The organism is Pseudofrankia coriaricola, assembly GCF_032027725.1.
Taxonomy (GTDB): Bacteria; Actinomycetota; Actinomycetes; order Frankiales; family Frankiaceae; genus Pseudofrankia.
Map to the genome: position 1 here is coordinate 1 of NZ_JASNFO010000159.1, position 9,304 is coordinate 9,304.

The 9,304-nt window shown below is 68.6% G+C and carries 7 protein-coding genes; 2 read left to right on the top strand and 5 right to left on the bottom strand.

Going from position 1 to position 9,304, the window contains the following annotated elements; all coding sequences use genetic code 11:
* From QOZ89_RS46045 to QOZ89_RS46055, 3 genes are all read right to left on the bottom strand, one after another.
* Positions 1 to 1,674, bottom strand: a 1,674-nt coding sequence (locus tag QOZ89_RS46045) for a diguanylate cyclase domain-containing protein (RefSeq protein WP_312630303.1), incomplete at its 3' end; no start/stop codon positions are given.
* Between the two features lie 61 nt (positions 1,675 to 1,735).
* Entirely contained in the window at positions 1,736 to 2,032 is a 297-nt protein-coding gene (locus QOZ89_RS46050) for a hypothetical protein (protein WP_071049898.1), read from the bottom strand.
* Positions 2,033 to 2,372: 340 nt separating this feature from the next.
* Complete coding sequence (locus QOZ89_RS46055) at positions 2,373 to 3,476, bottom strand: ABC transporter substrate-binding protein (RefSeq protein ID WP_083418909.1); 1,104 nt, start codon at positions 3,474 to 3,476, stop codon at positions 2,373 to 2,375.
* 971 nt (positions 3,477 to 4,447) lie between these two features.
* On the opposite strand from QOZ89_RS46055, the gene QOZ89_RS46060 reads away from it, so the two are divergent.
* Complete coding sequence (locus tag QOZ89_RS46060) at positions 4,448 to 5,149, top strand: TetR/AcrR family transcriptional regulator (protein WP_071049899.1); 702 nt, start codon at positions 4,448 to 4,450, stop codon at positions 5,147 to 5,149.
* Between the two features lie 175 nt (positions 5,150 to 5,324).
* On the opposite strand, the gene QOZ89_RS46065 is transcribed toward QOZ89_RS46060, so the two are convergent.
* A complete protein-coding gene (locus tag QOZ89_RS46065) occupies positions 5,325 to 6,341 on the bottom strand; it encodes an SDR family NAD(P)-dependent oxidoreductase (RefSeq protein ID WP_312630304.1) in 1,017 nt (338 codons plus the stop codon).
* 73 nt (positions 6,342 to 6,414) lie between these two features.
* Here QOZ89_RS46065 and QOZ89_RS46070 point away from each other — a divergent pair, with 73 nt between their 5' ends.
* Positions 6,415 to 7,365 carry an AraC family transcriptional regulator gene (locus tag QOZ89_RS46070; protein WP_071049901.1) on the top strand — a complete coding sequence of 317 codons (951 nt, stop codon included), beginning with the start codon at positions 6,415 to 6,417 and terminating at the stop codon, positions 7,363 to 7,365.
* Between the two features lie 323 nt (positions 7,366 to 7,688).
* Here QOZ89_RS46070 and groL read toward each other — a convergent pair.
* Positions 7,689 to 9,304 (bottom strand): chaperonin GroEL (gene groL, locus QOZ89_RS46075; RefSeq protein ID WP_312630305.1); only part of this gene is annotated, 1,616 nt, incomplete at its 5' end.

Genomic DNA, 9,304 nt, shown 5'->3' on the forward strand with positions numbered 1-9,304 from the left:
GCGGCGGTTCTTGGCGGCGTACATGGCCTGGTCGGCGCGGTGGAGCAGCTCCTCGGTGCTGGTGGCCGGGGAGCCGGCCTCGGCGACGGCGACGCCGATGCTGGCCTGGACGTCGCGTCGCCGCCCGTGCACCTGGAACCCCGGGCGCATCGCCTCCTGGATGCGCCACGCGGTGCTCTCGCCGGTCGCGCGCGGATCGTCGGACGGGTCATGCATCAGGACGGCGAACTCGTCGCCACCGAGGCGGGCGGTGAGGTCCTCCTGGCGGACGGCGCCGCGCAGCCGCCCGGCGACCGCGCGCAGCAGCTCGTCGCCGGCGCCGTGGCCCAGGGTGTCGTTGACCGCCTTGAAGTCGTCGAGGTCGCAGAACAGCACCACCAGCGGCCGGCCGTCGGCCTGGTGCGCGGCGACGGCCTGGTCGATCTCGGACGTGAACAGGACGCGGTTGGCCAGGCCGGTCAGTGGGTCGTGCAGTGCCTGGTAGCGCAGTCCGCGCTGGGTCGCCCGCAGGCTCGCCATCAGCCGGGTGTTCTGTGCCACCGTGATCAGTTGGCGGATCGCGACGAGCGTGGCGAGGGCGATCGAGAGCTGCAGAGTAAGACCCTGTAGGGCCTCCCCCCGTGCGGCGGGCACGACGACGAGCAGGGACGCGACGCCCAGCGGCAGGTACGGCAGGTAGGCATGGGCCCACAGGGACAGCTCCGCGTGGCCGCGGTCGTGGTCTGGCCGTGCCTGTCGCCTCGTGGCCGGTCCCAGTGGGACCACCATCGCCAGCGCGAGCAGCGGCGGGGCGAGGACGGTGCCGATCCAGTACAGCGCCGTGTCGTCGACCGCGAACGGTCCGCGCGCGGCCAGGTAGATCAACGCCGTCTCCGACACGGCGAAGAGAACCAGGCTGGCGGTCACCAGCCAGAGCGCCCGGCCGTTGCGGGGCCTTCGGAACGTCAGCAGCAGGACGGCGACCACGATCAGCAACGTCCCGCTCAGCGGTATGGCGACAGCCAGCGCGAACGGCCATCCGCTCAACCCGCTGGCCGTGATGTCTTCCAGCACCGTGACCCAGGCGATCAGGAACATCGATACCACGATCATCAGGCTGTCCAGCGCGACCACCACCACCGCGGCATGTGGCCCGTCCTCGTCCTCGAGCGGAGGTGCGCGCTGCCCGGCCGGCCTCTCATCCGGCCGGATCGGAATGCTCAACAGGCCGAACAAGGCCAGCAGCGGAGGCACAAGGTATGCCAGGTCGGCGGCGTCCAGCGTGACCGAGGAGTGGTCCACGACCAGCCAGGTGATGATCCAGTCGATCGACCCACCCACCGCCGAGAGCAGAGCACTGCTCAGCAGCAGCCGCCAGCGGCGCTCGACGCCATGGCTGCGCACGATGGCGACACCAGCCACGACCACCGCGAACACGCTGCAGGCGACAAAGGCAGCACCCTGGAACACCACCCGCGGCCGTCCAGAAAGGAAGATCAGCGGTACGAGCGCTCCCACATACAGCAGCGCGGTACCGCCAGCCAGCCACCAGAACGTCCGCTCGCTGACCGTTCCATCCGAGCGCGCCACCGACCCGTGCGCTGGCTCGGTCCCGGCCGGCGCACGCATCGAGGCGGCCGGGCGCCCTCCTTCGACAGCCCCGGACAGGTAGCGGGGCCCCATGTAGCGCGACACGTCACTCCCTTCTGTCCCAGAGTCGCTGACCGCGCCTGTCCGCACACATCCGAACCTTCCGCTACGTGACCGAGGCGTCGATCGACGAGTGCCCGACCAGCCACGCGACAGGCCCCGCGCCCGCCGAGGCCAGGTGCATGGACGGGCGATGTCGACGATGGCTGGCGCCAAGAGCGGAAAGGCCAGCAGACCGGCCGTGACCGGTACGAGTGGGACGGACACCCGCGGGCAGCGTCCGGGCGGCGGCGAGCACGTCGTACACGCTGGCCGCGCCGACCTGCTCGCCGAGCGCTGGCCACCGCCACGGCCACGTTCGTAGCGCCCTGCCGCGACCGACCGCGCGGTCGTCCTCATGCATGGCGGCGGAGTGAGGAGCGAGGAGGGCGGGGCGCCAGAACCGGGAGCGACCATCGGGCGTTGGCCGCGCTGGCGTCCTTGAGTCGACGGCGCCCGCAGGGTGTGGACGGGTCCAACGTCGCGGAAACGCAATCCCTGCACGACGCCATGCCTGCCGAGAATGTCGTCCGTCTTGCCCCGACGGCCGGCCAACCGTAGGCCCAACGCCCCGTTACAGGGGCGTCGCTGTCCCCAGCCTGTCACCATCCGTGTTCACCGCTGAGCACAGCGGGAATGCTGGCGGCGTGGACGATCTCGACATAGCACACTGGGACGCGCTCGGAGCAGAGCGTTCAGGTCTGCTATGACGGCGGTCCGTACGTGAACGGCGTCGGGTTCGTAACGACTACCGCGCCGTTCCGGATTTCGCCCTGGGTGGCGGAACGATTCGTGATGCGAGGCAGGCTCTCCACGATCGGCGCGGCGGTGAAGTCGATCGGTGCCGTCGCACCGCCGGTGTCGAACGCCTTCTGCCGGTCGAGCCACGCCCTGATTTTCGCGGCGTCCACTGACCCGACTCGAGGGATGATGTCCGCGAGCAGCGTGACCCCGAGCCAGGCGTTGACGGCCGTGTCCGCGACGGTGTTGGTGATGCCGCCGATCGTCGGACCGAACTCCGCGACGTCGGCGGCGAAGCCGTCGAGTGCGGGTTGCCCGAAGGCGAGCGCGACGATGTTCGGCTGGTCCAGCTCCGTCAGCGTCTCTATGAGTAGTGGAGTCAGTGTGCTGCTGGTCATAGCCCACAGCAGCTTCCCGGTCCCGGCTCGGTCGCACGCCTGGAGCAAACCCGCGGCCTGGTCCGGGTATACGTCAGCGAAGACGGTGTCGGCACCCGTCTGCCTGATGTCGACACAGGCACGATCGAAGTCAGTCGACGTCGGGGCGAGTTCGATGGGGGTGTATTCGACTGACCCTCGGACGTGGATCTCGTCTGACCGCGACACGTAGGCAACGTGCCTGGTGGTCTCCGGGAGCATGTCGATGAGGATCGAGCGGGACCAAAAATACGGTATGAGAGTGTAGACGTTGTCGCTGCCGAGAGAAGAAATGCTCGCTGCGGCGCTCGCCCAGGAAATCGTGTTATGGGCTTCCAGAGCGGGAATGAGAGCTTCTTCCTGCGCACCGTCGTTGCCGACCGTCATGAGGACGTCGTCCCCGTTGAACAGCTGCTGAGAGCACGCGGCAGCGCCCTGCGGGGTACCGTGGTCGTCGCACGCGACGATCTCGATCGGCCGGCCCATGATCCCGCCCTCGGAGTTCACTTTCGCCGCGGCAATCCTGGCCGCCTGGACGATCCAGGGCTGCGAGACCGCATTGGTTTCGATGCTGGTCATGACGCCGAGCTTGATGGGATTACCAGCACTGCCGCCAGTGCACGCGCCAGCGCAGGCAGCCGTCAGCGACATGCTCAACGAAACAGCTGCCAGCGTGCGCCAGCGTCTGTGTCTCGGCTTGCCGGGGGACGGTCTTTCCTCGCTGTATCGACGAACCGTAGGCGGCTGGGTCCGAGCGTTTGTCTCGATGCGCGACAAAGCGCCACCTCTTCTTCGTTGAGCATCCGCTCAACGAAGAGTAGCAGAACTTAACCGGTCGCTCAAACTCGTCGGCCGGCCATGCCCCTCGGTGCCGTCCCGGCCGGATGCGAAGGCGGCTGCGCCGCGCCACCGGTCGGTGGTAGAGGCAGTAGCGAGGGCCGCACGCGCCCCATCCCGCGGATTGCCGGCAGTGAGCAGACGCTCGCGGTCGCGGACGCCAAACGGGGCCCACACCGAAGCCGGCCCACTGGCGCCCCGCCGGCCGACGGCAAGCTACCTGCACAAGCTGGATCCGACCTGGCAGTCACCCACCCGCTGCCTCTGGCGCCCCAAGCACCTCGTGACCGGTCACCGACCGGCTCGCCAGCGTCGACACCGCCCCCGAATCGATCCGCGTCCTCAAACGCCAACTCTCCGACGTGGTCTACAGGGCGCTTCTCGGCGATGCTCCCCAGGACGACTCCCCCGGCTCACAGCGGCCGCTTGACATAGGAGCAAGCGGACTGCGCCTATCCAACCGTCTGAAAGCCGTCTGAAAGTCTTGAGTTTTCCCTTCACCTGGCAGAACTTCTGAGCGGTCCTGGGGGAGCATCGGCGGGAGTGGACTCCAGGTCGCTCGGACATCGCGCATAGGCGGCGACTCTTGAGCGTATGCTCAACTCTATCGGCTCGCGCGGGAGCCGGGACGGGTGGTTCTGCTGGCGGATGGAGTGCCGAGATCAGATGTCGTGGCCATCAGCCGGGCGGCGGACTTCGATTGCTACTGATCCGTGACCCGGTAGGTTGGTACCGCGTCGCCGCCCACACGAGCGGCCCAAGGCCGCTGCTGGAAGAACGGACGTATGGACGACCTTGCCAGCCGGAGCCCGGCGCCCACTACGAGGCAGCGGCTGATCGAGGGCGCACTGCAGGCGATCCGAACACACGGGATCGCTGGAGTGTCCGCGCGGACTGTCGCCGCCGCCGCGGGCGTCAACCAGGCGCTGGTCTTCTATCACTTCGGCACCGTTGACGGCTTGCTGTCCGCCGCCTGTCAGAGCGCGACCGCCGAGCGCATCGCGCACTACCGCGATCGGTTCGCGGCCGTCGGCTCAGCCAAGGAACTGCTGCGCCTCGGCCAGGAGCTGCACGAGACGGAACGCCAGCGTGGCGATGTGGCCGTTCTCGCGCAGCTGCTCGCTGGCGCACAGGTCGACTCTCGGCTTGCCGAGCCCGTCCGCGCCGCGCTCCAGCTGTGGACGGCCGAGGTCGAACTTGTCCTGCGCCGGCTGTTCGCTGACTCGCCGCTCGCGGACGTCACCGACCTCGCCGGCTTGGCTCGCGCCGTGTCCGCGGCGTTCATCGGGCTAGAGCTGTACGACGGCGTCGACCCCGATGGGGCACACGCCGCGACCAGCGCCCTCGACAGCCTCGCCGTCCTCCTCGACCTTCTCGACAGGCTCGGCCCGCTGGCCCGCCGCGCCCTGCGCTCTCACACGAACACCGACCGGGCTGGCTCCGGTGGGGCTGTTACGTTCGGAGAGCCTGGGCGTGCAAATACCTGAGAGGCCCTGGTGATCAGACCGCGGCGGCGAGTGTCGAGCTCGCCAAGGAACCCGCCTTCGACGACTGCGCACGATCAGGGAGTTGCGGGTCGCGACCCGCCAGCGGGTTCTTCACGAGTCGCCAATGTGATCCTGGTGTGCCGGTGCCGGTGCCGGTGCCGCTTGCTGCGGCGGGTTAGGCCGAAGGACCGTCGATCAGGCGCTCGCTCAGCTCCCACAGGCGCTGGGCGGACTGGGGGTCGATGGAGTGGGGTACGACGTCGACCGGGATCCCGTCGGCGCCGGGCGCGGTGAGATCGATGGGCTTGGGGTCGTCGTCCAGTGGCGAGATGTCGCTGTTGTTGAGGTAGATGCCACCGATGTCGGCGAGCAGGGGGCTGGTGGCCGCGAACACGATGGTCGCGGCGCCTTGCTCCGGCGTCTTCTTTCCGCGGTCGGGGTCGATGATCGGCTCACCGGCTTCGTCGATGAGACCCATTGCGCGTTGCGCCTCCGCGCCCACCGACCTGTTGAAGTCCGTGGCCGGCACGATGCCCGGGTGCGGGGCGTAGGCGCGGATTCCATCTGCGGCCCAGCGGCGGTCCAGCTCGACGGTGAACAGCACGTTGGCGGTCTTCGACTGGGGATAGGCGAGGCTGGGGGCGTACCGGCCGGCGGTGAAGTGGATGTCGTCCCACAGGATGTCGGACATCCGCTGGGCGCCCGAGGTGGTGGTGACGACGCGGGCGCCTCCGGCCGCACGGAGTGCGGGGTACAGGCCCAGGGTCAGCTGGAAGTGGCCGAGGTGGTTGGCCGCGAACTGTGCCTCGTAGCCGCGCGCGTCGTGCACGATCCCGCCGCCAGGGAAGCCCGCGTTGTTGATCAGGATGTGCAGCGGCCGGCCGGAGTCGAGGTAGCCGGCGACGAAGGCATCGATCGACGCCGGGTCGAGCAGGTCCAACTGGCCGACCTCGACGTTCTCGATCCCGGCGATGGCTTTCGTCGCGCGGTCGGTGTCGCGGGAGCCGGTGGTGACCGAGGCCCCGGCGTTCGCCAGAGCGCGGGTGGCGACCAGCCCGAGCCCGGAGTGGCCGCCGGTGATGATGACGTTCCTGCCGGTGAGGTCGATGCCCTCGATGACGTCGTCGACCGTCGACGCGGGGGTGAACCCGGATCCGATGGGGTGCTGATTGTGTGTGGTGCTTGGCGTCATGGGTCCACCCTGCGCCGCACCGAGCGGATTCTGAATACTCGTCAGTCCTTGTTTTCTTTGCGATAGTACGGCGGTGGCGGAGGACTGGCTGTCTGAGGTGTTCGATCTCGTCGAGGTCCGTGGTGTGCTGTCCGGCGGGTTCGCCGCGCGTGGCCCGTGGGTCTCCCGCGGGGCGCTCGGGACGCCGCTGAAGTTCTTCGCGTTGGTGGCTGGTCATGCGCGGCTGACCACGGACGGCATCGACTCGCCGATCGTCCTCGAGCCAGGAGATGTCGCCGTGCTGAACAACCGATCGTGGCTGGAGCTCGAAGGCGGCACCGGTGACGCGCCGCGCCGCGAGGTCCTGCCCGAGGAGAACGATCCCGCCACCGATCTTGCGGATGTCGACTTTGGCATCGACGATGTCCTGGTCGGGGGTCGAGTCGACCTCAACCCGGCCGGTCAGCAGTTGCTGCTGCAGGCGCTCCCGCCTGTCGGGCACGTCCGGGGGTCGGCCGCCGAGGCGACCAACCTGCGCGGCACCGTCCATCGGGTGTTCGACGAGGTGCGCACGCGCCGGATCGGGGCCGACTTCGCGATCCGGCAGCACGTCCAGCTCCTGGTGCTGGAGATGGTGCGCGCCTATGTCAGCCAGGCGGAGCTGCCCCCGGGCTGGCTGCGAGTGCTGACCGACGAGCGGTTGCGCCCGGCGATCGGGCTCATGCACGCCGATCCCGGAAAGCCCTGGACATTGGCCGAGCTCGCCGGCGCCGCGGCGATGTCACGCACCGTGTTCGCCGAACGCTTCCGGACCGCGGCGGGGGTGCCGCCCCTGACATACCTCGGTCGCTGGCGGATGCTGCTCGCGCAGCGGGCACTACGCGACGGCGAGATCCGGGTCGGCGCCCTCGCCTCGAAGCTGGGATACACGTCCGAGAGTGCGTTCAGCACGGCGTTCAAACGCCAGGTCGGGCTGTCACCCCTGCGATATCGGCAACGCTTTCACACGCATGAGCCAGCCCTGAACGGTACGCCTCTCCCCTGACCCCGCCCCGCGGAGGCCGCCATGGGCCGGGTTCCGGCCGGGCTCAGGCAGTGGCGTGGGTCGGGGCGGCCCACGGCGAACCCGGCGCGGCGGGCACGTCCAGCAGGCGCACCACCCACTGGACGCCCCGGGCGCGGAGCCGGTCAGCTGTTCGCGCAGAGCCGCGGTGAACGTGGCAAGCCCGCACTGGTCGGCGGATACGTACCGAGGAAACCGTAGCGCAGGGGCACCCTGCTCACCTTCCGGTCAGCGCCGGCAGAAGCCACCGGCAGGCGCGCGAGCGTAGAGCTCGCCTGGCGAACGTTCAGGAAGGCAGAGCGGGGTCAGAAACCCATATCTCCCATGCCGCCCCCTTCGGCACCCGCCGCGGAGTCCGACTTGTCGGCGATGACAACCTCGATAGTGAGGAAAAGGCCGGCGATCGACGCGGCGTTCTGCAGCGCCGAGCGGGTCACCTTCACCGGGTCGATGATGCCGGTGGTGACCAGGTCGACATATTCACCGGTCGCGGCGTTGAGGCCGTGGCCGATCGGCAGGTTGCGCACCTTGTCGACCACGACGCCACCCTCGAACCCGGAGTTCGCCGCGATCTGTCGGATCGGCGCTTCCATCGCCCGCTTGACGATGTTCGCGCCGGTGAGCTCGTCGCCGCTGAGGTCCAACTTGTCGAAGGCACTGATCGAGGCCTGGAGCAGGGCGACGCCACCGCCGGCGACGATGCCCTCCTCGACGGCCGCCTTCGCGTTCGAGACGGCGTCCTCGATCCGGTGCTTCTTCTCCTTGAGCTCGACCTCGGTCGCCGCGCCCACCTTGACGACGGCGACGCCGCCGGCGAGCTTGGCCAGCCGCTCCTGCAGCTTCTCGCGGTCGTAGTCCGAGTCTGACTTCTCGATCTCGTTGCGGATCTGGCTGACCCGGCCCGAGATCTGGTCGGTGTCGCCAGCGCCCTCGACGATGGTCGTCTCGTCCTTGGTGACGACGACCTTGCGGGCCTTGCCCAGCAGATCGACGGTGGTGCCCTCGAGCTTGAGGCCGACATCCTCGGAGATCACCTGGCCACCGGTCAGGATCGCGATGTCACCAAGCATCGCCTTACGGCGGTCACCGAAACCGGGGGCCTTCACCGCGACGCTCTTGAACGTGCCACGGATCTTGTTGACCACCAGGGTCGCCAGCGCCTCACCCTCGACGTCCTCAGCGATGATCGCCAGCGGCTTGCTCGCCTGCATGACCTTCTCCAGCAACGGGAGCAGGTCCTTGACCGCCGAGATCTTGCTGTTGACGATCAGGATGTACGGGTCGTCGAGGACGGCCTCCTGACGGTCGGCGTCCGTGACGAAGTACGGCGAGATGTAGCCCTTGTCGAAGCGCATACCCTCGGTGAGCTCAAGCTCCAACCCGAAGGTGTTGCTCTCCTCGACAGTGACGACGCCTTCCTTGCCGACCTTGTCGAGCGCCTCGGCGATCAGGGCACCGATCGCCGGGTCACCCGCGGAGATCGACGCGGTCGAGGCGATCTGCTCCTTGGTCTCGACCTCCTTGGCCTGCTTCGAGAGCTCCTCGGAGACACTCTCGACAGCGACCTCGATGCCCTTCTTCAGGCTCAGCGGGTTCGCACCCGCGGCCACGTTGCGCAGGCCCTCACGGACCAGCGCCTGGGCCAGGATCGTCGCGGTGGTCGTGCCGTCACCCGCGACGTCGTTGGTCTTCTTCGCGACTTCCTTGACGAGCTCGGCGCCGATCTTCTCGTACGGGTCCTCGAGCTCGATCTCCTTGGCGATGGAGACACCGTCGTTGGTGATCGTGGGTACGCCCCACTTCTTCTCCAGAACGACGTTACGGCCCTTCGGACCAAGCGTGACCTTCACGGCGTCGGCCAGCTGGTTCATGCCGCGCTCCAGGCCGCGCCGCGCCTCCTCATCGAAGGCAATGATCTTCG

What these genes read in the sequence shown, in the direction of transcription:
- QOZ89_RS46050 (WP_071049898.1), bottom strand. Translation starts at nt 2,032, where the DNA reads ATGCATGAGGACGACCGCGCGGTCGGTCGCGGCAGGGCGCTACGAACG.
- QOZ89_RS46055 (WP_083418909.1), bottom strand. Translation starts at nt 3,476, where the DNA reads ATGTCGCTGACGGCTGCCTGCGCTGGCGCGTGCACTGGCGGCAGTGCT.
- QOZ89_RS46060 (WP_071049899.1), top strand. Translation starts at nt 4,448, where the DNA reads ATGGACGACCTTGCCAGCCGGAGCCCGGCGCCCACTACGAGGCAGCGG.
- QOZ89_RS46065 (WP_312630304.1), bottom strand. Translation starts at nt 6,341, where the DNA reads ATGACGCCAAGCACCACACACAATCAGCACCCCATCGGATCCGGGTTC.